Here is a 24,066-nt window from a genome sequence, read left to right as displayed (position 1 = left end):
CGATTGGGCAATCATGCGGGGCGGCGCCAAAGGCGCGGCCCCGTTTGCGTTTTGAGAACGCCCGTCGCAGGCCTTATAAACTTGCCCGCCGCCGAACATTCGTTCATATTCCAATAAGAGAATTTGGGAGGCGGCGATGACATTTACCAGACGGAGTTTTCTTGCAGGGGGCGCCGGGCTGACGGCAGGCACCACGTTGGGGTTGTTGCCCGGTCTGGCCCATGCCCAACTTGCTCTGGGTAATACCCGGTTGGATGTGGTCAGCGATGGCAACCTGACCCTGCCGGGCAGTTTCATTTTCGGACCGATGCCCAAAGATGAACTTGCGCCGATCCTTGCGAAATATGACCAACCTGCCGATGTTCTGACCCCGCCGTGCAATGTAACACTCATGCGGCGCGGGGATCGGACCGTGCTGTTTGATGTCGGTTCGGGGCCGGACTTTTCGCCCAGCGCCGGCATCCTGCTGGACTCACTTGACGCGCTGGGGGTCACCCCCGATGACATCACCGATGTCGTCTTTACCCATGCCCACCCCGATCACCTGTGGGGGCTGCTGGATGATTTTGATGATCCGCTGTTTCCCCAGGCAACCTATATGATCGGCAAGACCGAATGGGATTACTGGGTAAACCCCAATACCGTGGATAACATCGACGAAACCCGTGTTTCGTTTGCGGTGGGGGCCGCCCGCAGACTGAAAATGATCGAAGACAGCGTTGCTTTCTTTAACGACGGCGATGAAATCATGCCCGGTGTCGCCGCCCGCGCGACCTTTGGGCATACGCCCGGCCATATGTCGCTAGAGGTGCGGGACGGATCGGATTCGGTGATGATCCTTGGGGATTGCATCGGAAACCATCACATTGCCTTTGCACGCCCCGGTTGGAATTCCGGCTCGGATCAAGACCCGGAACTGGCCGCCAAAACACGGGTCTCGCTCATGGATCAGCTTGCCCATGAAAAGACGCGCGTGATCGGGTATCACCTGATTGGCAACGGTGTTGGCTATGTTGACAGCACGTCAGATGGCTATGCCTTTGTTCCGACGGCCTTGTAAGGGGCGCGCTGGCCGGTGCCACAGGCCATGGCCAGCGCAGGAAACGTGACGCTTTATTCCGCCACCGCGTCTTTTGCGATCTCATCCAGAAGGGTCTGAACCTCTTGCATCGGCCCTTCGGGATACTTGCGATAGCCGATCGTGACCTGCCCTTCGCGGTCTGCAACGAACACGCTGTAAGGGCAAAAGGCGACATTCATCGGGTCGGCCTCCATCACATGGCGGGACACAACGGCAGAGCAAAAGACATATATTTCCGCATTGTCGAACAGCTTTACGTCACTGCCGACATCGGCGCCGGTGCGATCCAGCATTTCACCAACATGGCTGACATATTCCACCACCAGGCCCTTGCCGATAATGGCGTTTTCCAGACTGAAGATCGCGTCCTCGAAACTGCCGTTAAACGGATAGGTCGTCGTTGCCCCGTCCGCCGTCGCAATGCCCGCAGAAACCCCGAGCAGAAAGCCGCCCAACAAAAGTGATCGCATGATGTGATTCTCCCATTCGTTGGTCAATCTGACCAAAAATCCGATGAAGCGCCCGGATTTTCATCAAGGCGCCCCGACGAGCGTATCATGACAGGCCGCTATTGCACTGCATAACGCCCGGCCCTCAGTCGGCCACCGACTTTAGATACTCGATGACGGCAACCTGATCGTCCTTTTTGCGAAGGCCGGCAAAGCTCATTTTTGTGCCCTTCAGATAGGCCCGTGGTTTTTCAAGGAATGCCGCGAGTTCGTCTTCTGTCCAGATCAACCCGGCGTCAGCCGCTTCGGAAAGTGCGGTAGAGTAGTTGAAATCGTCAACCCCAGCCGCCGGGTGGCCGACGACACCTGTAAGGATCGGGCCGGTTCTGTTTTTGGCCCCTTCCCCGATCTGGTGGCAGGATTTGCATTTCCTGAACACCTTTTCACCCTCTGCCGCCAGCTCTGGGTCAAAGGCGGCGGCGGTTTCCTCGGCGGCGGCGGTTTCCGGTTCTTCCGGCGTTTGCGCGGCGTCTGGGGTGGTATCAACCACGTCTGGGGTAACATCCAGAACCATCGCCCGCATGGTCACTTTGGCCTCGTCCTTGCATTTTGTCATGCAGGGTTCGCCCGTCCATTGCGCATATTCCGTTTCCGCCCGATCATCGACGATGAACCCGTCCGCATTGGGCATCTCAACATCCAGAAGCGTTTCATCCGACAAGACGAAATCATCCTCGATCAGGTCGTTCGAATAAAGGATATAGGCAAGGATTGCGTAAACTTCATCATCGCTCAACGTCCCGGCGTTGCCATAGGGCATGGACCGTCTGATATAATCAAAGGCGGTCGTCAGGTGTGGCCAGTAGGATCCGACCGTCTTGAGCGGGTCATCGTGATCGAGCGTGTCGGCCCCCCCGCCAGTTTGGGCCAGTTGCCGATCCCTTCGGCAAAATCACCGTGGCAGGATGCGCATCTGTCGGCAAACAGCTCTTCTCCGATCAGGGCATCGCCCGATCCGGCAGGAAGCCCGGTGCCATCAGGGCTGATGTCGTGATCCCAGGCTGCAATCTCGGCGGGTAAGGCCGGGCGACCCAAACCGAAGGTTTCGGCAAACGCCGGCCCGCCCACGACACCCAACGACGCCGCAACGATCAAAGCTGTGGATTTAAGAAACCTCGACATTTTCAGCCTCGCCGTTAGGACGCACCAACCAGGTTTGGATGCAGTTATTGTGATAGATCGAATTGACGCCCCGCACCGCGCGCAACTGGGTTTTGGTGGGCTGGACATAACCGGTGTCGTCCATGGCGCGCGATTGCAGCATCATTTCTGACCCATCCCAATCCGTATCGAGATAAAACCGGGCCAGCGCCATTTTCTCGCCCGGCTTTGCCAGACGGGCCGTTTCCCAAGTCACGCCGCCGTCTTTTGAAACATCCACACGGGTGATCGCACCGCGCCCGGACCATGCAAGCCCGGTGATCACCAGTGGCCCCTTGCCATGTTTGATCGGCGCTTGCGGGCTGGGGCTGGTGACGACGGATTTCGCATCCATCACCCATGTCCATTTCCGGCTGATGCCGTTTTCCAGCGTGTCTGTGTATTTGCTGGTTTCTTCGCGGCTTTCGACCGGGCCATCCATGACCTCGATCCGGCGGATCCATTTGACCCACATGTTGCCTTCCCAACCCGGAACGACAAGGCGCACGGGATAGCCGTGTTCCTTGCGCAAGGCCTCGCCGTTGGCCTTGAACGCGACAAGCACATCGTCCAACGCCTTTTCCATCGGAATGGACCGGCCGTTGGACGAGGCATCGGCCCCTTCCACATAGACCCATTTGTCTTTCAGGTCGCCCGCAGTATCCAACCCGGCTTCCTCCAGCAGGGTGCGCAGGGGAACGCCGCTGTATTCCATGTTGTGAACCATGCCATGGGTGAACTGCGCACCGTTCAACTGCGCGCCTGCCCATTCCATGCCGGTGTTCGCGGCACATTCGCAGAAATACACATGGTTTTGTCGGGGGAACCGCTCCAGATCAGCATAAGTGAACACCAAAGGCGTATCCACCAACCCATTGATCATCAGACGGTAATCTTCTTTTTTCAGATCGATCGCGCCGGAATGGTGCCGCTCGAACGCGCAACCCTGCGGGGTGATGGTGCCATCAAGGGCATGAATGGGCGTGAAGTTGACCGAACTTACCGTGTCGGCCGTCAGCCAATCAACATTGCGGCGGATAACATCGCTTTCATATTCGATAGGCAGGCCATAGGGCGTTGCATCCACCCCATCGCCAAAGGACTGCGCCCAAGGCTGAACCTCTGTGATCAACGGGTCCGGCGTCTTGGCCTGTGCGCTTCCGGCGGTGGAAATCGCGGCGCCTGCCACGATACCGCTTGCCAGAAACTCTCGACGTGACGATTTGTTCGTCATCGCAAATTCCTTTCAGTTAGGGTCGTACATCAAGCCGGAAAAAATCAGGGCCGGACGTAAGCATAGTCATTCTCTTGCAACTCGATCAGCCGCACGATTCCCGATGGCACCACTTCGGCTTCATCCATCAGCGAAATCTTTTTGCCCGCTTTCTTTTCCATGCCGGCCAGGGTGTTGGCGCAGGCGGAAAACGTCAGGTTGTCCATCCCCAGTGACATGGTGGAAATGCGGTCTTTGACCGGGCTTTTGTCCGCGACAAACATGTTCAGGCCGGGGCCATAGGCGACAAGTTCGATCACGACGGTATCGCCCTTGCCCTCGTAATAGCTGGTCACGTTTTCGGCGTTGTTCAGGGCCATGTTCATGACATGCGGGTCGTTCTGATCCACATGAATTGCCACATGATGCGTCACACCTTCGGCCCATGCGCCCGTTGCAAGCATCGCCGCGACACAGGCGCCACCAATCATCTTCATCATATCTTCTCTCCCTTTTTAACGGGTTGGATTATGCTCCAACCACTTTCACGCTGTTGTTCGGATCAAGTGATATTGTCCCCTGACGGGCGATATGCGCCTCGACGACATCCCAGATCTGCGGGCCTTCGGTGCCTTCGTTGACCGATGCCCAGCCTGCGATCTGATACGTTCTGGAGGGATCAATCGCCTCGCCTGTCTTGAGCAGGGTCATTTCCGTGATCCGTTCGCCCTGCGGTTTGGTAATATCAATGCGATAACCAAGCCCGCCAACGCGCACCATATCGCCGCCCTGCTGGTAATAGGGATCGGGGTTGAACAGGTTGTCGGCCACATCTTCCAGAACCACATGAAGAAATTCGCCGGTCATTTCGGTTCTGTAGGCCTGACCATAGGTCATCGAGGTGACATTCCAGATGTCCTCGCGGGTGATGTCCTGACCGGGCAGAATGGACGGCCCCCAGCGCACACCGGGCGACAGGGCAATATCGGCCTCGCGCTCTGAAATCAGGGCGTCGCAGATCAGATCATCCCATGTGCCGTTGAAGTTGCCACGCCGGTAAAGTGTCTGATCGTCGGCGGTGCGGCCTATCACCTCGGACAGCGCATCCTGATAGGGCGCGCGTTGCGCATCAATCACCTTGGCCACCTCGGCATCCGGCGTGATCACATCGGAAAAAATCGGAATAAGTTTGTGGCGGAACCCCATCATCCGGCCATCGCGCACATCCAGATCAACACGGCTGACAAATTTACCGTTCGACCCCGAGGCGACGATGATCGTTTCGCCAACCAGAACCGGTTCGGGCAGCGCGTCATGGGTGTGGCCCGACAGGATTACATCAATCCCACTCACTTTGCCCGCCATCTGTTTATCGACGTCAAAGCCATTGTGGCTGAGACACACCACCAGTTCGGCGCCTTTCGCGCGCACCTCGTCGACCATTTCCTGCATCCGTTCATCGCGGATACCAAAGGAATATTCCGGGAACATCCACCCCGGATTTGCGATGGGCATATAGGGGAACGCCTGACCGATAACGGCAATCTTGACCCCACCACGTTCAAAGAACTTGTAAGGCGGGAAAAGTTCGGTCGGCTCATCCCATTCGGCATCAAAGATATTCTGCCCAAGGGCCGCAAACGGCAGGCCCTCGACGATTTCATTCACCCGCTCAGATCCCAGCGTGAATTCCCAGTGGAACGTCATCGCATCGGGTTTGAGGGCGTTCATGACGTTGACCATGTCCTGCCCGGCGGTCTGATAACAGGTATAGCTGCCATGCCATGTATCGCCGCCATCCAGCAGCAGGGCGTCAGGGCGGGCGGCACGGATGGAATTGATCACGGTTGCAACCCGATCCAACCCGCCAACGCGGCCATAGCCCTGCGCCAGCGCCGCAAAGTCGTTATAGGTCAGCGCATAAGCCGACGGGCTGCCATCATCGATACCGTAAAGTTTCCTGAAATCCGCACCCGTAACATGGGGAACGGCGCCTTTGTTGGCGCCCACACCAATGTTGACCGAAGGTTCGCGGAAATAGATGGGTTTCAACTGGCCGTGAATGTCGGTGATATGGATCAACGACACATTACCGAACGTGTCGAATTCCAGCAGCTTATCCTGTGTCAGAGCCTGCTGCGCAGCGACCCTTGCCCAATTTCCAAAACCCGAGGTGCCATAGATGGCGGCGGCGGCCATGCTGGTCTGCAAAAAATCGCGACGAGAGATCATTTGAGGCTCCGAATCATGCGCACGTATGCGCATTTATGAATAGGATTGAGAGGAAACAGCCCCACGCCATCAAATGGGTGGGGCCGTCAGGAAAATCAGTTACGGACGGCGGGGCCCTCGACGCTCAGGCCATTTCCGCGTGAACCGACATACAGTTCAAGCGCAACAAACTCGGGGCTGCCGGGTTTATACGTTTCGGCCCGGGTATCGCGCACACAGCCTTTGAACCGGGATTGTACGGCGTTCAGCTTGGTGTTTTTCAGGCGGTAGACGGGAAAGCCGTTGATCTGTCCCTGCGAAAGGTGGTCGGCGCGGATCATCCTGCCATAGTTGTCTTCGTGGCAGTTGGCACAGGACAGTTCAAGCTGCCCGGTGCGGGTATAATACAGCTCTTTGCCCTGCTCCCATGTTGCATGGGCAGGCCCGTCAATCGCAACATTCACCGGCTTGCCACGCGCCACAGAGGCCAGAAGCGCCGTCATGTTCACCATGTCGCCACCGGTATATTTCCACGGCTCTGCGCCCATCCGGTTTTCGCGGCAATCGTTGATCTGCATTTCCAGCGTGCGAACCTCGCCTGCCGCTTCGTTCCACTTGGGATAGGTGGGCCGCACATCGGCCATATCCGCCGAGTCGCCATGACAACTGGCGCAGGATTTCCCTTCGGTGCCATCCGCAGTATTCCAGACCTCTTCTGCCTCTTCGACAAAGATCATGCCCGGGTTGTCAAAATCATCGGCCTGCATCGCCCGGGTTTCTGTACCGCGAAAAAGCCAGCCTGACATCACCTCGTCCAGTACATCAGAGAGATGCGCCGGCGCCGCTGTCCGGGTTACCAACTCTGTCTCTCCATTCAGGATCAGCGTGTCGTCGACCGGGTCCGCAAAGGCTGCGGCGGTTGTCAGCAATGTAGCCAGAATGGCTCCCGTCAGTATTCTCATGATGTCCCTCCCAAGACTTTGCCGTTCAGCCGATGGCGATCTTTTTGGATTCCTCGTAGACCGATCCATCATCGTCATACCAGGTGAACTTGAATTCACCGGCCTCGGGGACACGCGCCTCGAATTCCAGAAAAGGATTGGTCGAAATCGCAGGTTCCAGCGTCACGTCCAAAACATTTTCACCGTTAAAGTCACAGGTGAAACGGTTGATGATCGAACGCGGAATGACGTTGCCGTCATCGTCTTTGCGCTGGCCGGATTCCATCTTGTGGCTGATCAGCGTCTTGATGGTGATCACCTCACCTGCCTCAGCAGATTTCGGAACCTTGACGCGGGGTTTTACACCGGATGCCATGTTAGTCTCTCCTTCGAACCTTAGCCGCCGCAGCCGCCGATTGTAACTTTCACCGTGCTTGATGCCTTGACGAACGATCCGTCCGCAAGCTTGGCAATGGCGACCACATCCTGCGTTCCGGCAAGGCGGATGCGCGTTGATGCGGCGCTTGCCCCGGACAGCTTGCCGAATTTGAAGGTCGCGACCTTCGGAGTTGGATTCCCCAGCGCAAGAACCAGAATTTCGGTCGCCGAATCCGACGATACCTCGATTGGCACGGTATTGCCGTTTTCGGCGATTTCCGGCGCCGTCAGCTTGATATCGCCCGTGCCGACATCCGCGCCGCCGGTAAAAGCCGCGATCGCCTCATCGCTGGTGGCCGCAGCACCCTGTTTGGGCAGACCCGCAACAAAAAGCGCGCTTGCACCCAGAACGATGGCGTTCCGTCTCGTCAGTTCCATGAATTGCTCTCCTTCATTCCCCGAAGGGTTTGACTATTCTTTCAGCGTGGACAGATAGGCCACCACGTCTTCGATTTGTTGCGCCGTCAGAAGCGGCCCAAAGGTTTCGTCGGCCGCTTCGCCGGTATAGGCATTGCCGGGACGGATGAAGCCTTCGGTCTTATAGAAAGACGGCATCATGCTGTCTTGGAATGTCATCTTTGCATTGGCCACGATGCCGCGCAGTTCGGCCTCGTTCCACCGCGCGCCCGCACCATCCAGCATTGGGCCGATTTCACCCTGGAACGGAACATCGGCAAGATCCGAAACCTGATGGCACGCCACGCAGTTGCCTTTCTTCTTGTCGCCCACGATCAGGCGACCGTTCGCAGCATCGCCGGGCACGCCCGACAAAGACATTTCAACCGCACCGTCAGTATAAGCCACAGCAGTTGGCAGAACCTCTTCGGCCTGCACACCCGAGCCGATAATCCCGATGGCGACAGCCCCAATGAAAGAAATCTTCATGCGTCCTCCCAAACACTAAAGTTCCGTACACTTTGTCGCACCCTAACGCGCAAAGGCAGCCCGGCGCAACAACGAATTCACTTACATGAATTTTACTATCTGATCCTCAAAGGCGCAGGTCACCTGCCCGCGCCCACGATACCTTATTGAGATTGCTCGGCAATCTTTCGGGCGTGATATTTTTGAAAACTTTCGTCGCCATCGTACCCTTTTTCTACAACCCAGTTGAGCAAGTCGAACGTCGTGTGGCGCCCGAACGCCCCGGGCATCTGTGCAACAGCGGCCTGCGCGGCGGTCACGCCGTCCTCTACCTCTTCGGGCAGAAACAGGATCATCGGCGTGAACAACGCGCCCCACCTTTTGACCATGTCTTTTTCGGGCAAGGCGGTGCCATCGAAATCGGTGACCTCGACATCGCCGAACATGTTGATCTGAATGACGAAATAATTCTCGTTGATATAGTCCGCGATCTCGGGGACGGGAAACACCTCTTCGTGCATCTTGGTGCAATAAATACAGCCGCGCTGTTCGATGATCACCATAAGCCGCTTGTCCTCGGCCTTTGCTTCGGCAAGGTCGTCACGAAGATCCTTGAAGGTATCCCGCATCCACGGCTCTTTGTGCAAACCGTCGTCACCAAGTTCGGCGGCAAGCGCGCCAAACGTCATGGCGCACAGCGCAGCGCACGCAATAAGTAGTGTTCTCATCCCAAGTCCTCCCGATCAGCGCAGGACGCCAATATCCGGCGCGATTTCAAGCATCCATTGTGCGATATAATTCATCGAATTGGTGGCAATCAAAAGGCCGAATACAATCAGCATCGCGCCCATGACCTTTTCGATCATCCCCAGATGCCGTCGGAACCGTGACATCCAGCGCATGAATGGTCCGATGAACAGGGCCGCCAGAATGAACGGCGCGGTCATTCCCAGCCCATACACAAACAACAGCCAGGCGCCATTCGATGCGGTTTCCGCACCCGCCGCCGTGAACAGGATCGCGGCAAGCACCGGCCCGACACAGGGTGTCCAGCCAAAGGCAAAGGCCAGCCCGATGACATAGGCGCCGATCAGGCTGACATTGGAGGTATTGCCTGCATCCGCGCGCAACTGGCGGTACAGGATACCGATCCGGATCACCCCCAGAAAATGCAGCCCCATGGCAATGATGATTGCCGCCGCCACCCAGCGCAACACATCAAAGTATTCGCGCACCACCTGCCCGAACACCGTCGCCGCCGCCCCCAGCCCCATGAAAATCGTGATGACCCCGGCGGCAAAAAAGCTCGCGGCAAGCACCGCGCGCAGCCGTGTTTTTCCGTCTATCCTGGCGTCGGCCGAGATCTGATTCATCCCGACACCGGCGAGATAGCTCAGATAGAACGGCACAATCGGAAGGATGCAGGGTGACAGGAACGACAACAAGCCCGCAAAAGCAGCGCCGACCAACGTAATTTCCATCATATCCGGTGCCCGCCCTTGTATAATTCACATATTCATATTATGATATCTAATCAACAAAGGTCAATTTCGAATGTTCATTCGTCAACTCTTTCTGGGCACTGTGTTGCTGGTGGCGTCAACGGTCGGTTCGGCTGCTGATACCGCGCTGATTATGATCGAGGAACAGGGTTGCGTCTGGTGTGCCCGGTGGAATGACGAAATATCGCACATCTATCCCAAAACCAACGAGGGCAAGGCCGCCCCCCTGCGCCGGATCGACATCCGCGCCGCGCCAAGCACCGACATAACCTTTGCACGCGCGCTGCATTTCACCCCCACTTTCGTTCTTGTGGTTGATGGCCACGAGGTTTCGCGCATCGAAGGGTATCCCGGCGAAGATTTCTTCTGGGGATTTCTGGAGCAGATGCTCGTCAATGCCAACATTGATATGACAGGATGAGGAAAACATGGGCCTCCCGGTTTTCGATACAAATATGTGCGCGGAAGACATGGATAAGATGGCGGCCAGCGCCATGCAGGCGTCCAACTTTCTCAAGGCGATAAGCCACGAAGGCCGCCTGATGATCCTGTGCCATCTCGCCTCTGGCGAAAAATCCGTGACCGAGCTTGAATCGTTGCTGTCCGCACGCCAGGCTGCGGTGTCACAACAATTGTCACGTCTGCGCCTTGAAGGTTTGGTCACGCCCAGACGGGACGGCAAAACCATTTATTACAGCCTTGCAGACGACCGGCCAAGACAGATCATGGAAGTTGTCTACGATTTGTTCTGTCGCAATAAGTAAGGCGATGTTTCTCGCCGGTCGCAGATTGCAAGTTGGATCGCGACAATGCTCGATGTGATTTCAGAGCCTGTGTTTGTGGCACTTGTCGGCCTGTTTGGCGGCATGTTGCTGGGGCTGGCCGCGCGTCTGGGGCGGTTCTGCACCCTCGGGGCCATCGAAGACCTGTATTATGGCGAAAGCACGCTTCGCCTGCGCATGTGGGGAATTGCCATCGGGGTGTCCATTGTGGGCACTTATGGTCTTTCTGCCGCAGGTTTTTTGAATCTCGAACAAACCCTTTACCTTGAACGAAGCTGGAACCCTGTCGCCAACATTTTCGGCGGCCTTCTGTTCGGCTATGGAATGGCCCTGGCGGGGAACTGCGGATATGGGGCGCTGGCGCGGGTTGGTGGTGGCGATCTGCGGTCTTTGCTGATCGTTCTGGTCATGGGCATTTCCGCCTATGTCACTTTGGGCGGGCCACTTTCGGGGCTGCGCCTCTGGGCCTTTGGCGCCCCCAAACCCCCAAACGACATTCCGTCCTTTGCCCACATCCTTGGGAATTACACCGGGTTTTCGACTGAATTCATCGGCATTTCAATCGGCTGCGCCATCCTTGGGCTGACCCTGCTTGATCGTAATCTGCGGGCGTCGTTCAGCCATGTTTTTTGGGGCATCATCGCCGGGTTGGCGATTGTTTCCGGGTGGGCCGGCACGCAATGGGTTGCCAGCAACGGCTTTGATGCCACATCCGTCGTCAGCCACACGTTTTCGGCCCCCATCGGGGAAACGGTTCTGTTCGCCATGACATCATCTGGCAACTCGATCGGTTTTGGAACCGGCTCGGTGGTCGGGGTGCTGTTGGGGGCATTGCTGGGCAGTCTGATCAAGGGCCATTTTCGCTGGGAAGCCTGCGATGACCCGCGCGAACTTCGCCGTCAGATACTGGGCGCCGCCCTCATGGGGGTCGGGGCCGTGGTCGCAATCGGGTGCAGTGTCGGGCAGGGTTTGTCTGCCTTCTCGGTGCTCGCCTACAGCGCGCCCCTCACTCTCATCTCGATCCTGGCAGGCGCGGCGATTGGCCTGCGCCAGTTGATTCTGGGGTTCGCCCCTTCCGTTTGAGGCGCCTGTTTCCGGCGCAAACCCCACTTCGTGCAGGATCCCCCTGTCATTTCGCCCGCCCCACCCCTAGGTAGTGACGAACCGATATGAGGGTGCAATGCGAAAATCCGATCTTCCCGAACGCCCCGATTGGCGCGCCGAGGCCGAGAGGCTGGGCTTTACCTTTGCCGACATGCACGGCGAACCCTATTGGGATGAAACCTCGGCCTATTGTTTTACCCTGTCCGAGGTTGAGGACCGGATCGAAGACCCGTCAACCGAACTGCACGCCATGTGCCGCGAGGCGGTGGCCCAGATCATAACCAGCGAAGAATTGATGACCCGCCTCGCCATTCCCGAGGCGCACCGCGATCTGGTCGCTGAAAGCTGGAACAGGGGCGACCCCGAGCTGTATGGCCGGTTCGATCTGGCCTATGATGGCAAGGGCGACGCCAAGCTGTTGGAATACAACGCCGACACGCCGACATCGCTGTATGAAAGCGCGTCGTTCCAATGGGCGTGGTTCGAGACGCAGCTTGAACGCGGCGTACTGCCCGAAGGCTGCGATCAGTTCAACGGCATCCACGAGGCCCTGATTGAACGGTTCGGCGAAATGTTTCCCGTCGGAACCGACCTGCACTTTGCCGCGGCCACCGGCAACCCCGAGGATTACAGCACCGTCGAATGCCTGGGCTGGGCCGCGCGCGCGGCCGATCTGGGCGCCCATTATACCGATCTGGAAAAAATCGCGATCAGCACCGACGGGCAGTTTCTGGATGACGAAGACCGGGTGATCGGCGCCCTGTTCAAACTGTACCCATGGGAAGACCTTCTGCGCGATGATTATGCCGATCACATTCAGGCGTCGGGCTGTCAGATGATCGAACCACCCTGGAAGGCGCTGCTGTCCAACAAGGGGCTGCTGCCGGTGCTGTGGCAGATGTTCGAAGGGCATCCAAACCTGTTGCCCGCATTCTTTGAGGCCGACATCCGCGACGCGATTGACGGTCATGGCCCCCCCGCCCCGCAGGTTGCCGATGCCTTTGGCCGCGCCCGCGATGTGCTGACCCACGGTCATGTCTCCAAACCGATCTTTTCACGCGAAGGCGCCGGAGTGCGGATCATGCAGGACGGCACGCCGCTGGAAATCTCGCCCGATGGCGAGTATGGTGCGCATCCGCGTATCGTTCAGGCCTATGCCCCCCTGCCCGTGTTTGGCGGGTTTCGCCCGGTGATCGGCGCATGGATCGTCGGCGAAACCTGTGTCGGCATGGGCCTGCGCGACGACGCCAGCCGCATCACCCGGGATCTGTCCCGTTTCAAACCCCATTACATTCAGAACTGACCGCTGAAAGGACGCCCTCATGAGAAAACGTTCGCACAAGGTTGCGCTTTGCATCGTCGGGGCCGCCGCCTTTGCCCTGAGCGGCTGTCAGGAAGAACAGGTTGACGCACAGGCCTTTCCTGACCGCGAAAGCTGCGAACGTGCGGCGCTGAACGGTGGCCTGCTGACCGCTGCGGATTGTGACACCGCCTTTGACGAGGCGCAGGAATTGCACGTCGAAACCGCGCCCCGTTATGACAGCCTGCAAGTCTGCGAAGAACAGCACGGCGAGGGCGCCTGTGGCAGCGAGGCACAGGCAAGCGGCGGCAGCGGATCCGGCGGCATCTTCATGCCACTCATGGCCGGGTATCTGGTTGGCAGCATGCTGTCGAACCGGGCGGGAACGGCGCGCGCACAACCCCTTTATCGCACGCCCGGGGGTGGTTTTGCGGGGCCGGCAGGCACCACCACCTATTCCAGCAATTCGGGCAAGGCGAAACTGGGCGCCGGGCAATTCAACCGCCCCGCCGCCACTGTCGGCAAACCCCCGATGAGCCGCGCCACCGCCGCTTCACGCGGCGGATTTGGCAGCAGCCGGGGCTTTGGCGGCTGAAATCGCGAGTCAGACACTCGTGTCGGGCGTGGCAGCGCCAACCCACGTCCGGCATTTATCGTATGAACCCACAACGCCAAAGTGGTTCATGAATTGCTGCCCCCACGAAGGACAGGACCATGAACCGCTCAGCCTAACCAGCGCTCACAAGTTCCGGCGATCATGATAGAGCTTTCTGCTGCAATCGGCGGCGGGATCTGCCCGTGATCGGAATAAATTTGCACCCGCTATCCGAGTTCATCCGATTAAAGTGGTGCCCAGGAGAGGACTCGAACCTCCACACCGTTGCCAGTACTAGCACCTGAAGCTAGCGCGTCTACCATTCCGCCACCTGGGCCACCGTGGGGTGCGATTTACGGCAGGGGTTTGGGGGTGTCAACGGGATTCGCATGCAGATACCGCAGTTTATCCATTTGAAGACGTATTTCCCGGACACGGTGGAAAGGTTGAGTGTGAATTGCGCCTTGTGCCATTGGGGGGGCGCTTAAACCATGGGGCAACAAACTGTGTGGGACTACGATATGTCGAACCTTGTCACGATCTTTGGCGGCTCGGGTTTTGTCGGGCGGTATGTGGCGCGACGGATGGCCAAGGCCGGTTGGCGTGTGCGTGTTGCGGTGCGCCATCCCAATCTGGCCATGTTCGTTCGCCCTTATGGCGCCGTTGGTCAGGTCGAACCGGTGTTCTGCAACATCCGCGACGACAATTCGGTGCGCGCCGTGATGAATGGCGCCGACGCGGTGGTGAACTGTGTGGGTATTCTGGCCGAAAGTGGCAAGCAGCAATTCGAAGCGGTACAGGCCGACGGTGCCGGACGTGTGGCGCGGATCGCCGCATCAATGGGCGTGGCGCGGATGGTGCATATCTCGGCCATCGGGGCCGATGCCGAGAGCGATAGCGAATATGCCCGCACCAAGGCACAAGGCGAGGCGAACGTTTTGGCACATATGCCTGATGCGATGATCCTGCGCCCCTCTATCATCTTTGGGCCAGAAGATCAGTTCTTTAACCGCTTTGCCAGCCTGACCCGGTTTGGCCCGATCCTGCCGGTAATCGGCGCCGACACCAGATTTCAGCCGGTCTATGTGGATGACGTCGCGAAGGTTGCTGTCATGGGCGCTTTGGGGCAGGCTGACGGTGGCGTTTATGAGCTGGGCGGCCCGGATGTGGCCACGTTCCGCGCCCTCATGGACGAGATGCTGACGACGATTCAGCGGCGGCGTCTGGTGATGAATATTCCGTTCCCGCTGGCGCGCCTCCAGGCGTGGGGGTTTGACCTGATTGGCAAGCTGTCGGGCGGGTTGATCTCGGGGCCGTTCACCGCCGATCAGGTGCGTAATTTGCGCCATGACAATGTGGTGGTCGACGACGCCAAAGGATTTGCCGCGCTGGGGATCAGACCGACAGCAACCGAGGCGGTGCTGCCGGAATATCTGTGGCGCTTTCGTCCATCCGGGCAATATGCGGCAATCAAAAGGTCTGCCAAGAACCTGCGCACCCGTCAGCCATAGGCGATGGCCAGCAGGATCACCCCGAGGATCACCCGGTAGATCACATAAGGCGTGAAGCTGACCGATTTCAGCAGCCGCATCATCAGTGACAGCGCCAGAAGTGCCGAAATAAAGGCAAAGAATGCACCGATGGCGGCGTCGTGAAGGATGGCAAAATTGGCGTCCTTCACCACCTCTGCCCCCAAAAGAATGCCGGATGCCAGAATTGTCGGGATCGACATAAGCATGGACAGCCGTGCCGCATCCTCTCGCTTATAGCCCAGCATCCGCGCCGCCGAAACGGTGATGCCTGACCGGGACGTGCCGGGGATCAGGGCAATGGCCTGCCACAACCCCATAATCAGTGCGTCGCGCAACGTCCAGTTTTCAGCGGTTTTCGTGGTGTCGCCCCTTTGATCGACCCAATAGAGGACAAGCCCGAAAATCAGCATGGTCCAGCCGATAACGGCGGTGGAACGGAGCATGTCATCAAGGCCGGTCAGTTTCATGATCAGGCCAAGGATAACCACCGGGACCGTGCCGACAATCAGGCCAAGGGCCAGCCGGTCGCCCGGGGTTTCCACCCGACCGCGCAACACGTTGGGCAGGCCGGCAAGGCCCATCCTTACGTCAGACCAGAAATAGAGGATCACCGCGCCAAGGGTGCCGATATGCACCGCAACATCAATGGCCTGCCCCTGATCCGCCATGCCTGTGAGATGGGGCAACAGAATCAGATGACCCGATGAAGAGACTGGCAAAAACTCGGTAATGCCCTGAACGATTGCGATCAGCAGAAGATGGAACGTTGTCATGTGCAGATGCCTGGCTGTTTTGACCCCGGATATAAGGCTTTGAATTGGCGTTGGGAAATTAATAATATGGCAGCATAAGTTACCTATAAATCAACATGTATCGCAGATTCCAGGCGGGTGTCAGAAATTTTTCTGCATTTAGGTCAGCATAAGTGACTTTTCTTTTGGATCGGACCGCCTTAAAGAAGGCGCGAAAGCTTTAGATTGGGGATTTCTCTCATGGCCAAGAACGTGATGCTGAAATTTGTGGACGTGGGACGGGATATGCCCGAAAAACGTGCACCCAATTTGCGTCGAAAGGATTTCGACGAGATTTACGGCGAGTTCGCCCGCGAAAAAGCCGCAGAGCAGGCCGCACGGTGCAGCCAATGCGGCGTGCCCTATTGTCAGAGCCACTGCCCGCTGCACAACAACATTCCAGACTGGCTGCGCCTTACTGCAGAAGGGCGGTTGCAGGAAGCCTATGAACTGGCGCAGGCAACGAACACCTTCCCCGAGATTTGCGGCCGGATCTGCCCGCAGGATCGCTTGTGCGAAGGCAACTGCGTGATCGAACAGGCGGGCCACGGTACGGTGACCATCGGCGCGGTCGAAAAATATCTGACCGACACGGCGTGGGAACAGGGCTGGGTCAAGCCGATCACGAACAGCGGCGAACGGTCGGAATCGGTGGGGATTATCGGCGCCGGGCCGGGCGGTCTGGCGGCGGCGGATGCCCTGCGCCGCGCCGGGGTGCAGGTGACGGTTTATGACCGCTATGATCGCGCCGGCGGGTTGATGACCTATGGGATTCCAAGCTTCAAGCTGGAAAAAGATGTGATAATGCAGCGCATTGCACAGTTGGAACAGGCCGGTGTCAGCTTTGTTCTGAATTGTGATGTGGGCGTTGATCTGTCGTTTGATGCAATCCGGGGCAAACATGATGCCGTACTGATCGCCACGGGCGTCTACAAGTCGCGCGAATTGAACGGCCCCGGGTCCGGTGCCGAAGGCATCGTGCGAGCCATTGATTATCTGACGGCCAGCAATCGCAAAAGCTTTGGCGATGATGTGCCGGATTTTGACAGTGGCGATCTGAACGCCGCTGGCAAAAAGGTGGTGGTGATTGGCGGCGGTGATACGGCCATGGATTGCCTGCGAACGGCCATTCGGCAAGGGGCAGAATCGGTTAAATGCCTGTACCGGCGGGACAAAACCAACATGCCGGGCAGCCAGCGCGAGGTGGCCAATGCCGAGGAAGAAGGCGTTGAATTTGTCTGGCTGAGCGCGCCCAAAGGGTTTGCCGGCGATGCCGTAACCGGCGTGATGACCCAGCAGATGCGCCTGGGCGATCCCGATGCAACCGGGCGGCAGATGCCCGAGGTGATCGAAGGGTCGGATTACATCGAAGACGCCGATCTGGTGATCAAGGCCCTGGGGTTTGAGCCCGAGGATCTGCCCAAGCTGTGGGGCGTTGAAGGGCTGGAGGTCAGCCGCTGGGGCACGGTGATTGCCGATTTCCAGACCCACGAAACCAGCCTTGAGGGCGTGTATGCCTGTGGCGATATCCAGCGGGGCGCATCCCTTGTGGTTTGGGCAATCCGCGATGGTCGCGAGGCCGCCGAGGCGATGCTGGAATACATCAGCGGCGCGGCAAGCATCGCCGCCGAATGACCCTTTTTTGGCGTTTACTGGACAGTGAATAATGGCTTCGGCCCTTTTCGGAGAGGAAGAACGACATGACCAAATATGATGCCGAATGGGTTGCCGCCGAGGAAGCCAAACGCGCATGGATGGCCGAAAACGGGCTGTACCGCGATGACGACGAACATGCGTCCTGCGGCGTCGGCCTTGTGGTGACGGTGAATGGCAAACCCACCCGTCAGGTGGTGGAAAACGGGATTGCCGCGCTCAAGGCGATCTGGCACCGGGGCGCGGTGGATGCCGATGGCCGCACCGGCGACGGCGCAGGCATTCACGTGCAGATCCCGGTAAAATTCTTTTACGATCAGATCAAGCGCACAGGCCATATCCCCCGCGAGGATCAGTTGATCGCCGTGGGTCAGGTGTTTTTGCCCCGCACCAATTTTGGCGCGCAGGAAACATGCCGGACCATCGTGGAAAGCGAAGTTCTGCGCATGGGCTACAACATTTACGGCTGGCGCCATGTGCCGGTAAACATCGACGTTCTGGGCGAAAAGGCCAACGCGACGCGCCCCGAGATTGAACAGATCCTGATTTCCAACGCCAAGGGCGTGGATGAAGAAACGTTTGAGCGCGAGCTGTACGTCATCCGCCGCCGGATCGAAAAGGCCGCCGCCGCCGCCGGTGTCGCGCAGCTTTATCTGGCGTCGCTGTCATGCCGGTCGATCATCTATAAGGGAATGATGCTGGCGCAGGATGTGGCCGAATTCTATCCCGACCTGAAGGATGAACGGTTCGAGAGCGCCTTTGCGATCTATCATCAGCGGTATTCAACCAACACGTTCCCGCAATGGTGGCTGGCGCAACCGTTCCGCATGTTGGCCCATAACGGCGAAATCAACACGTTGAAGGGCAACCTCAACTGGATGAAATCCCACGAAATCCGCATGGCCAGCAGCACCTTTGGCGACATGGCCGAAGACATCAAACCGATCGTGGCCCAGGGATCGAGCGATTCGGCCGCCCTGGATGCGGTGTTCGAGGTGCTGGTGCGCGCGGGCCGGTCGGCCCCCATGGCCAAAACCATGATGGTGCCCGAAAGCTGGAGCAAGCAGGCCGAAGATTTGCCCGACGCCTGGCGCGATATGTATTCCTATTGCAACTCGGTGATCGAACCCTGGGATGGCCCTGCCGCGCTGGCGATGACCGATGGGCGCTGGGTCTGCGCGGGCCTTGACCGGAACGGTCTGCGCCCCATGCGCTATGTGGTGACGGGCGACGGGATGGTAATTGCCGGGTCCGAGGCCGGAATGGTCCCGGTGGATGAGGCCGACGTGGTCGAAAAAGGCGCCCTTGGCCCGGGTCAGATGTTGGCCGTGGATATGCACAAGGGTGTTCTGTTTCACGACGTTGACATCAAGAACAAGCTGGCCGCGGCATTGCCATTCTCGGATTGGGTCGCGCGGATCAGCGAGCTGGACAATGAACTGGCCGGCGAAAGCGAAGCGCCGCTGTTTTCCGGCGCCGAACTGCGCCGCCGTCAGATCGCGGCCGGCTATACCATTGAAGAGCTGGAGCAAATTCTGGCGCCCATGGCCGAGGATGGCAAGGAAACGCTGGCCTCGATGGGGGATGATACGCCCTCGGCGGTGCTCAGCACCAAATACCGCCCCCTGAGCCATTTCTTCCGGCAGAATTTTTCTCAGGTCACCAACCCACCGATTGATTCCCTGCGGGAATATCGGGTGATGAGCCTGAAAACCCGGTTCGGAAACCTCAAGAACGTGCTGGACGAAAACAGCAGCCAGACCGAAATTCTGGTGCTGGACAGCCCCTTTATGGGCAATGCGCAGTTCACCCGCCTTCTGGCCGCTTTCAACACGCCCTGCACGGAAATTGATTGCACTTTCCCTGTGGGCGGGACGCTGTCCGACGCGTTGCGCCGCATCCGCGCCGAGGCCGAAGATGCCGTGCGCAGCGGTGCCGGGCATCTTGTTCTGACCGATCAGCATCAGGGCGAGACCCGCGTGGCGATGCCGATGATTCTGGCCACCTCTGCCGTGCATTCATGGTTGACGCGGCAAGGGTTGCGGACCTTCTGTTCGCTGAACGTGCGCAGTGCGGAATGTATTGATCCCCATTATTTTGCCGTGCTGATCGGTTGTGGCGCCACCGTGGTCAACGCCTATCTGGCCGAAGATTCACTGGCCGACCGGATAGCGCGGGGGTTGCTGGATTGCGATCTGACCACGGCCGTCAGCCGGTATCGCAATGCCATCGATCAGGGATTGTTGAAAATCATGGCCAAGATGGGAATCTCGGTCGTGTCGTCCTATCGTGGCGGGCTGAACTTTGAGGCGGTCGGCCTGTCGCGCGCCATGTGCGCCGAATATTTCCCCGGAATGCACAGCCGGATTTCGGGCATCGGTGTGTCGGGCATTCAATTCAAGGCCGAAGAGGTTCACGCCAAGGGCTGGCGCGGGGGGCAGGATGTTTTGCCCATCGGCGGGTTTTACAAGGCACGCCGCAGCGGCGAAACCCACGCGTGGGAGGCAACGTCGATGCACATGCTGCAATCGGCCTGTGATCGCGCGTCCTACCAGATGTGGAAGCAATACAGCGCCAAGATGCGCAGCAACCCGCCGATCCATCTGCGCGATCTGCTGGATATCAAACCCCTGGGCAATGCTGTGCCCCTGGAAGAGGTGGAAAGCATCACCGCGATCCGCAAACGGTTTGTGACGCCGGGCATGTCACTTGGCGCACTGTCGCCCGAGGCGCACAAGACCCTGAGCGTGGCAATGAACCGGATTGGCGCCAAGTCGGATTCCGGCGAGGGCGGCGAAGATCCGGCGCATTTCGTTCCCGAACCGAACGGCGACAACCCCAGCGCCAAGATCAAACAGGTGGCATCGGGGCGGTTTGGCGTCACGGCGGAATATCTGAACCAATGCGAAGAATTGGAAATCAAGGTCGCCCAGGGGGCCAAGCCCGGCGAAGGCGGCCAGTTGCCCGGCATGAAAGTGACCGAGCTGATCGCCCGGCTGCGCCTTTCAACCCCCGGCGTGACCCTGATTTCCCCGCCGCCCCACCACGATATTTACAGTATCGAGGATCTGGCCCAGCTTATTTACGATCTGAAACAGATCAACCCGCGCTGCAAGGTGACGGTGAAACTGGTGGCCTCATCCGGGGTTGGCACCATCGCCGCTGGCGTGGCCAAGGCCAAGGCCGACATCATCCTGATTTCCGGCCACAACGGCGGCACCGGGGCCAGCCCCGCGACCAGCATCAAATATGCCGGTCTGCCGTGGGAAATGGGCCTGACCGAAGCGCATCAGGTTCTGGCGATGAACAACCTGCGGGGCCGGGTGACATTGCGCACCGATGGCGGGTTGCGCACCGGGCGTGACATCGTGATGGCCGCGATGATGGGGGCCGAGGAATACGGCATCGGCACCGCGGCCCTGATCGCCATGGGCTGTATCATGGTGCGCCAGTGCCAATCCAACACCTGCCCCGTGGGTGTGTGTACCCAGGATGACAAGCTGCGCGAGAAATTCACCGGCACCGCGGACAAGGTGGTGAACCTGATCACCTTCTATGCGCAGGAAGTGCGCGAAATTCTGGCCAGCATCGGCGCGCGGTCGCTGGACGAAGTCATCGGGCGGGCCGATCTGTTGTCTCAGGTGTCGCGCGGCAGCGCCCATCTGGATGATCTGGATCTCAATCCGCTGCTTGTCACGGTCGATGGCGCCCAGTCGATCATCTATGACCGCAACAAGGATCGCAACGCGGTGCCCGATACGCTGGATGCCGAAATCGTCAAGGATGCCGCGCGGTTCCTTGATGACGGTGAAAAGATGCAGCTTTCCTATGCGGTGCAGAACACACACCGCACGGTCGGCACCCGCACCTCAAGCCACATCGTGCGCCGGTTCGGGATGCGCAATAACCTGCAACCCGACCACCTGACGGTAAAGCTGACCGGATCGGCGGGGCAATCCCTTGGCGCCTTTACCGCGCCGGGACTGAAGATCGAAGTGTCGGGCGATGCCAACGATTATGTGGGCAAGGGCCTGTCGGGGGGAACAATCGTCGTGCGCCCCCCATGGCATCGCCGCTGACCGCCGCCGACAACACGATCATCGGCAATACCGTGCTTTATGGTGCAACGAACGGCTATCTGTTCGCGGCGGGGCGTGCCGGTGAACGGTTCGCCGTGCGCAACTCGGGCGCGATGGTGGTGATCGAGGGTTGCGGCAGCAACGGTTGTGAATACATGACCGGCGGCGTTGCCGTGATTCTGGGCCGGATCGGCACCAATTTCGGGGCCGGGATGACCGGTGGCATGGCCTATCTTTATGATCCCGAAGGTGCGGCCGAGGCGTTGATCAATCGCGAAACGCTGGTCACCTGTCCGGTGCAGGTGGATCACTGGCTGGATCAGCTCCACGGGCTGATCACGCGTCACGTTGCGGAAACCGGCAGCCGCCGGGGCGCCACGATCCTGCAGAACTGGGCCGAGACACAGCATCACTTTCTTCAGATCTGCCCCAAGGAAATGCTGGCCCATCTGCCAGCGCCCCTTGGCATGGAGGACACGGCAATTCCCGCCGAATGAGCGGTGACGCATGAAAACCGCAAAAGCCTCGCCTGAAAAGGCGGGGCTTTCATCGCAGTGGAATTAACCGGTTGTTTCTGACATGGTGGTAAGAAAACCAATATTGAGCAGTCAGAGGCGAAACCATGGCGACTTTTCGCGAACAATTTTTCAGTTTCGATCCGGCGAACCCGCCAACAATGGGAAGCACCGTTACCTTTGAACGGTTGGATATTACCGATGCCAACAATGACGGCGACGTGGATCGGTTCAACGGCGACTCGGTGAACGGTTCCGATGTCACGCAATCCTATCCCGGGGATACCGTGACCATCGACACCGGTTCGGAGACCATTACCTACACGGGAATCACGTTTTATACCGCCAGTGGCATTCAATATTTCACGCCGACGGACGGTCAGGTTCTGCAAAACGGCACCCTGACCAGCACGACATGGGTGACCACTCAAGGCCCGCTTTTGGTGTCGCAAACCGGGCCATCGTGTCTTGTGACCGGCACCCGGTTGCGCACGCCCCAAGGCATGCGCCCGGTTGACGATATCGCGGTCGGCGACGAGGTAAAGACCCGCGACAACAACGTGCAGACCGTGCGTTGGATCGGGTGCAGCACCGTGCGCGGTGCGGGTGTTCTTGCCCCGGTGCATTTTGCGGCTGGGACCATCGGCAACACCCGCGCGTTGCGGGTCAGCCAACAACACCGGATGCTGTTGCGCGGGCCTATGGCCGAACTCTATTTCGGAACGACAGAAATCCTGGCTGCCGCCAAGCATCTGGTTAACGGCCGCGATATCACGCTGGCCCCCTGCCCCGAGGTGACATATTGGCATCTGCTGTTCGACCGGCACGAAATTGTCTTTGCCGAGAATGCCGCCTGTGAAAGTTTCCACCCCGGCGATGCGGTGACTGACGAAGATGCCGCCGTGATGGCCGAATTGCGTGAATTGTTCCCCGATTTCGACCAACGCAGCCATGATGGTGCGTGGTCCATGGCCCGTCCGGTGATCCGCGGCCGCGAGGCGGCGGTGCTGGCCCGCTAGGGTGGCTTGACGCTGTTCTTGCTCTTATGACTAAGGTGCGCTGTGGCAGGCCGTAAAAAGACATCCAAGGCAAAGACCGCCCCAAAGGCTGCGCGCCGGTTTCATCCGGGGCGGTGGCTGTTGCGATGGGGGCTGCGCGGCGCGATACTGGCGGCATCGGTCCTGTTGATCTGGGTGTCGTTCCACGGCGTGTTTAACCCGTCCTCGACCCCCTATATGCGGGCCGAACGGGCGCGCCTTGGGGCGGTGGATTTCCAATGGGTGCCGATTGACGATGTGGCCCCCGCCATGGCCCGGTCGGTGGTCGCGGCCGAGGATGCCAATTTCTGCACCCACTGGGGTTTCGACATGGCCGCGATCCGTCAGGCGCTGGATCAGGGCGCAGCACGCGGCGCGTCTACAATTTCCCAGCAGGTGGTGAAAAACCTGTTCCTGTGGCAGGGCCGCAGTTGGACGCGCAAGGCGCTGGAAGCGGCAATCACCCCCGTGATGGAATCCATCTGGACCAAGCGCCGCATCCTTGAGGTGTACCTGAACGTCGCCGAGTTTGATGAGGGCGTCTTTGGCATTGATGCCGCCGCGCACCATTATTTTCGTCGCGCGCCCGCCGATCTGACAAATACCCAATCGGCCCGACTGGCCGCGATCCTGCCCAACCCCAAAGGGCGTTCGGCCAGCAAGCCCAGCGATTTCGTGCGCCGCCGCGCCGCGTCAATCCGGGATGGCGCCGCAACCATCGCCCGCGACGGGCGCGCCGCCTGTTTTGAAGGTTGAAATCCGGTGACCCGGCGCATCTG

At 59.0% G+C, this 24,066-nt stretch carries 21 protein-coding genes, 1 tRNA gene and 2 pseudogenes; 11 read left to right on the top strand and 13 right to left on the bottom strand.

Translation table 11 applies throughout. The features are described from left to right. Positions 1 to 136: 136 nt before the first annotated feature. On the top strand, positions 137 to 1,060 hold the full coding sequence (locus AC0L7P_RS03685; RefSeq protein WP_473434544.1) for an MBL fold metallo-hydrolase: 924 nt from the start codon (positions 137 to 139) through the stop codon (positions 1,058 to 1,060). A 53-nt stretch (positions 1,061 to 1,113) separates the two neighbouring features. On the opposite strand, the gene AC0L7P_RS03680 is transcribed toward AC0L7P_RS03685, so the two are convergent. The 11 genes and pseudogenes from AC0L7P_RS03680 to AC0L7P_RS03630 all read right to left on the bottom strand — a co-directional run bounded on the left by AC0L7P_RS03680 (position 1,114) and on the right by AC0L7P_RS03630 (position 9,881). Beyond that, positions 1,114 to 1,551: a DUF302 domain-containing protein gene (locus AC0L7P_RS03680; RefSeq protein WP_473434543.1), complete on the bottom strand. Its 438-nt coding sequence runs from the start codon at positions 1,549 to 1,551 to the stop codon at positions 1,114 to 1,116. Positions 1,552 to 1,675: 124 nt separating this feature from the next. Beyond that, positions 1,676 to 2,712: pseudogene (locus AC0L7P_RS03675) on the bottom strand (c-type cytochrome). Beyond that, positions 2,696 to 3,964, bottom strand: coding sequence for a sulfite dehydrogenase (gene soxC / locus AC0L7P_RS03670; protein ID WP_473434542.1), 1,269 nt, complete (start codon positions 3,962 to 3,964; stop codon positions 2,696 to 2,698). The pseudogene AC0L7P_RS03675 and the gene soxC overlap by 17 nt, the downstream one beginning before the upstream one ends. 44 nt (positions 3,965 to 4,008) lie before the next feature. Beyond that, complete coding sequence (locus tag AC0L7P_RS03665; protein WP_473434541.1) at positions 4,009 to 4,443, bottom strand: DsrE family protein; 435 nt, start codon at positions 4,441 to 4,443, stop codon at positions 4,009 to 4,011. A gap of 28 nt (positions 4,444 to 4,471) precedes the next feature. Continuing rightward, positions 4,472 to 6,175, bottom strand: a complete 1,704-nt coding sequence (gene soxB, locus AC0L7P_RS03660) for a thiosulfohydrolase SoxB (protein ID WP_473434540.1) — start codon at positions 6,173 to 6,175, stop codon at positions 4,472 to 4,474. A gap of 95 nt (positions 6,176 to 6,270) precedes the next feature. Next, a complete protein-coding gene (soxA, locus tag AC0L7P_RS03655; RefSeq protein ID WP_473434539.1) occupies positions 6,271 to 7,116 on the bottom strand; it encodes a sulfur oxidation c-type cytochrome SoxA in 846 nt (281 codons plus the stop codon). A gap of 25 nt (positions 7,117 to 7,141) precedes the next feature. Continuing rightward, positions 7,142 to 7,471, bottom strand: coding sequence for a thiosulfate oxidation carrier complex protein SoxZ (gene soxZ / locus AC0L7P_RS03650; RefSeq protein ID WP_473434538.1), 330 nt, complete (start codon positions 7,469 to 7,471; stop codon positions 7,142 to 7,144). 20 nt (positions 7,472 to 7,491) lie between these two features. Then, on the bottom strand, positions 7,492 to 7,911 hold the full coding sequence (soxY, locus tag AC0L7P_RS03645) for a thiosulfate oxidation carrier protein SoxY (protein WP_473434537.1): 420 nt from the start codon (positions 7,909 to 7,911) through the stop codon (positions 7,492 to 7,494). Between the two features lie 33 nt (positions 7,912 to 7,944). Continuing rightward, on the bottom strand, positions 7,945 to 8,418 hold the full coding sequence (gene soxX, locus AC0L7P_RS03640) for a sulfur oxidation c-type cytochrome SoxX (protein ID WP_473434536.1): 474 nt from the start codon (positions 8,416 to 8,418) through the stop codon (positions 7,945 to 7,947). Between the two features lie 143 nt (positions 8,419 to 8,561). Beyond that, a complete protein-coding gene (locus AC0L7P_RS03635; RefSeq protein ID WP_473434535.1) occupies positions 8,562 to 9,125 on the bottom strand; it encodes a thioredoxin family protein in 564 nt (187 codons plus the stop codon). A gap of 15 nt (positions 9,126 to 9,140) precedes the next feature. Beyond that, positions 9,141 to 9,881 carry a cytochrome c biogenesis CcdA family protein gene (locus AC0L7P_RS03630; protein ID WP_473434534.1) on the bottom strand — a complete coding sequence of 247 codons (741 nt, stop codon included), beginning with the start codon at positions 9,879 to 9,881 and terminating at the stop codon, positions 9,141 to 9,143. Positions 9,882 to 9,951: 70 nt separating this feature from the next. On the opposite strand from AC0L7P_RS03630, the gene AC0L7P_RS03625 reads away from it, so the two are divergent. The 5 genes from AC0L7P_RS03625 (at position 9,952) to AC0L7P_RS03605 (ending at position 13,680) form a co-directional block, all read left to right on the top strand. Then, positions 9,952 to 10,320 (top strand): hypothetical protein, encoded by a 369-nt coding sequence (locus tag AC0L7P_RS03625; protein WP_473434533.1) that lies wholly within the window; start codon positions 9,952 to 9,954, stop codon positions 10,318 to 10,320. Between the two features lie 7 nt (positions 10,321 to 10,327). Then, complete coding sequence (locus tag AC0L7P_RS03620; RefSeq protein WP_473434532.1) at positions 10,328 to 10,663, top strand: ArsR/SmtB family transcription factor; 336 nt, start codon at positions 10,328 to 10,330, stop codon at positions 10,661 to 10,663. A 45-nt stretch (positions 10,664 to 10,708) separates the two neighbouring features. After that, positions 10,709 to 11,764: a YeeE/YedE family protein gene (locus tag AC0L7P_RS03615; RefSeq protein ID WP_473434531.1), complete on the top strand. Its 1,056-nt coding sequence runs from the start codon at positions 10,709 to 10,711 to the stop codon at positions 11,762 to 11,764. 97 nt (positions 11,765 to 11,861) lie between these two features. Beyond that, complete coding sequence (locus AC0L7P_RS03610) at positions 11,862 to 13,088, top strand: glutathionylspermidine synthase family protein (protein WP_473434530.1); 1,227 nt, start codon at positions 11,862 to 11,864, stop codon at positions 13,086 to 13,088. A gap of 19 nt (positions 13,089 to 13,107) precedes the next feature. Beyond that, positions 13,108 to 13,680, top strand: a complete 573-nt coding sequence (locus tag AC0L7P_RS03605) for a DUF1190 domain-containing protein (RefSeq protein WP_473434529.1) — start codon at positions 13,108 to 13,110, stop codon at positions 13,678 to 13,680. Between the two features lie 251 nt (positions 13,681 to 13,931). Here AC0L7P_RS03605 and AC0L7P_RS03600 read toward each other — a convergent pair. Next, positions 13,932 to 14,017 (bottom strand) — tRNA-Leu (locus tag AC0L7P_RS03600). A 184-nt stretch (positions 14,018 to 14,201) separates the two neighbouring features. Between AC0L7P_RS03600 and AC0L7P_RS03595 the strand changes: the two genes are divergently transcribed. Continuing rightward, positions 14,202 to 15,191, top strand: a complete 990-nt coding sequence (locus AC0L7P_RS03595; protein WP_473435534.1) for a complex I NDUFA9 subunit family protein — start codon at positions 14,202 to 14,204, stop codon at positions 15,189 to 15,191. On the opposite strand, the gene AC0L7P_RS03590 is transcribed toward AC0L7P_RS03595, so the two are convergent. Beyond that, positions 15,182 to 15,985 carry an undecaprenyl-diphosphate phosphatase gene (locus tag AC0L7P_RS03590; protein WP_473434528.1) on the bottom strand — a complete coding sequence of 268 codons (804 nt, stop codon included), beginning with the start codon at positions 15,983 to 15,985 and terminating at the stop codon, positions 15,182 to 15,184. The two genes, AC0L7P_RS03595 and AC0L7P_RS03590, sit on opposite strands and share 10 nt — an antisense overlap. Before the next feature lie 219 nt (positions 15,986 to 16,204). On the opposite strand from AC0L7P_RS03590, the gene AC0L7P_RS03585 reads away from it, so the two are divergent. From AC0L7P_RS03585 to mtgA, 4 genes and pseudogenes are all read left to right on the top strand, one after another. After that, complete coding sequence (locus tag AC0L7P_RS03585; protein WP_473434527.1) at positions 16,205 to 17,638, top strand: NAD(P)-dependent oxidoreductase; 1,434 nt, start codon at positions 16,205 to 16,207, stop codon at positions 17,636 to 17,638. A 65-nt stretch (positions 17,639 to 17,703) separates the two neighbouring features. Beyond that, positions 17,704 to 22,232, top strand: a pseudogene (gltB, locus tag AC0L7P_RS03580) (glutamate synthase large subunit). 125 nt (positions 22,233 to 22,357) lie between these two features. Further along, on the top strand, positions 22,358 to 23,269 hold the full coding sequence (locus AC0L7P_RS03575) for a Hint domain-containing protein (RefSeq protein ID WP_473434526.1): 912 nt from the start codon (positions 22,358 to 22,360) through the stop codon (positions 23,267 to 23,269). A gap of 42 nt (positions 23,270 to 23,311) precedes the next feature. Next, entirely contained in the window at positions 23,312 to 24,043 is a 732-nt protein-coding gene (gene mtgA / locus AC0L7P_RS03570; RefSeq protein WP_473434525.1) for a monofunctional biosynthetic peptidoglycan transglycosylase, read from the top strand. Positions 24,044 to 24,066: the final 23 nt, after the last annotated feature.

This window comes from Oceaniglobus sp. K40-3 (assembly GCF_055808395.1).
This window is presented reverse-complemented; position numbering and strand designations above follow the sequence as displayed.

Excerpts from the sequence above, each read along its gene's own strand:
- AC0L7P_RS03685 (WP_473434544.1), top strand. The coding sequence starts at position 137 with ATGACATTTACCAGACGGAGTTTTCTTGCAGGGGGCGCCGGGCTGACG.
- AC0L7P_RS03680 (WP_473434543.1), bottom strand. The coding sequence starts at position 1,551 with ATGCGATCACTTTTGTTGGGCGGCTTTCTGCTCGGGGTTTCTGCGGGC.
- soxC (WP_473434542.1), bottom strand. The coding sequence starts at position 3,964 with ATGACGAACAAATCGTCACGTCGAGAGTTTCTGGCAAGCGGTATCGTG.
- AC0L7P_RS03665 (WP_473434541.1), bottom strand. The coding sequence starts at position 4,443 with ATGATGAAGATGATTGGTGGCGCCTGTGTCGCGGCGATGCTTGCAACG.
- soxB (WP_473434540.1), bottom strand. The coding sequence starts at position 6,175 with ATGATCTCTCGTCGCGATTTTTTGCAGACCAGCATGGCCGCCGCCGCC.
- soxA (WP_473434539.1), bottom strand. The coding sequence starts at position 7,116 with ATGAGAATACTGACGGGAGCCATTCTGGCTACATTGCTGACAACCGCC.
- soxZ (WP_473434538.1), bottom strand. The coding sequence starts at position 7,471 with ATGGCATCCGGTGTAAAACCCCGCGTCAAGGTTCCGAAATCTGCTGAG.
- soxY (WP_473434537.1), bottom strand. The coding sequence starts at position 7,911 with ATGGAACTGACGAGACGGAACGCCATCGTTCTGGGTGCAAGCGCGCTT.
- soxX (WP_473434536.1), bottom strand. The coding sequence starts at position 8,418 with ATGAAGATTTCTTTCATTGGGGCTGTCGCCATCGGGATTATCGGCTCG.
- AC0L7P_RS03635 (WP_473434535.1), bottom strand. The coding sequence starts at position 9,125 with ATGAGAACACTACTTATTGCGTGCGCTGCGCTGTGCGCCATGACGTTT.
- AC0L7P_RS03630 (WP_473434534.1), bottom strand. The coding sequence starts at position 9,881 with ATGATGGAAATTACGTTGGTCGGCGCTGCTTTTGCGGGCTTGTTGTCG.
- AC0L7P_RS03625 (WP_473434533.1), top strand. The coding sequence starts at position 9,952 with ATGTTCATTCGTCAACTCTTTCTGGGCACTGTGTTGCTGGTGGCGTCA.
- AC0L7P_RS03620 (WP_473434532.1), top strand. The coding sequence starts at position 10,328 with ATGGGCCTCCCGGTTTTCGATACAAATATGTGCGCGGAAGACATGGAT.
- AC0L7P_RS03615 (WP_473434531.1), top strand. The coding sequence starts at position 10,709 with ATGCTCGATGTGATTTCAGAGCCTGTGTTTGTGGCACTTGTCGGCCTG.
- AC0L7P_RS03610 (WP_473434530.1), top strand. The coding sequence starts at position 11,862 with ATGCGAAAATCCGATCTTCCCGAACGCCCCGATTGGCGCGCCGAGGCC.
- AC0L7P_RS03605 (WP_473434529.1), top strand. The coding sequence starts at position 13,108 with ATGAGAAAACGTTCGCACAAGGTTGCGCTTTGCATCGTCGGGGCCGCC.
- AC0L7P_RS03595 (WP_473435534.1), top strand. The coding sequence starts at position 14,202 with ATGTCGAACCTTGTCACGATCTTTGGCGGCTCGGGTTTTGTCGGGCGG.
- AC0L7P_RS03590 (WP_473434528.1), bottom strand. The coding sequence starts at position 15,985 with ATGACAACGTTCCATCTTCTGCTGATCGCAATCGTTCAGGGCATTACC.
- AC0L7P_RS03585 (WP_473434527.1), top strand. The coding sequence starts at position 16,205 with ATGGCCAAGAACGTGATGCTGAAATTTGTGGACGTGGGACGGGATATG.
- AC0L7P_RS03575 (WP_473434526.1), top strand. The coding sequence starts at position 22,358 with ATGGCGACTTTTCGCGAACAATTTTTCAGTTTCGATCCGGCGAACCCG.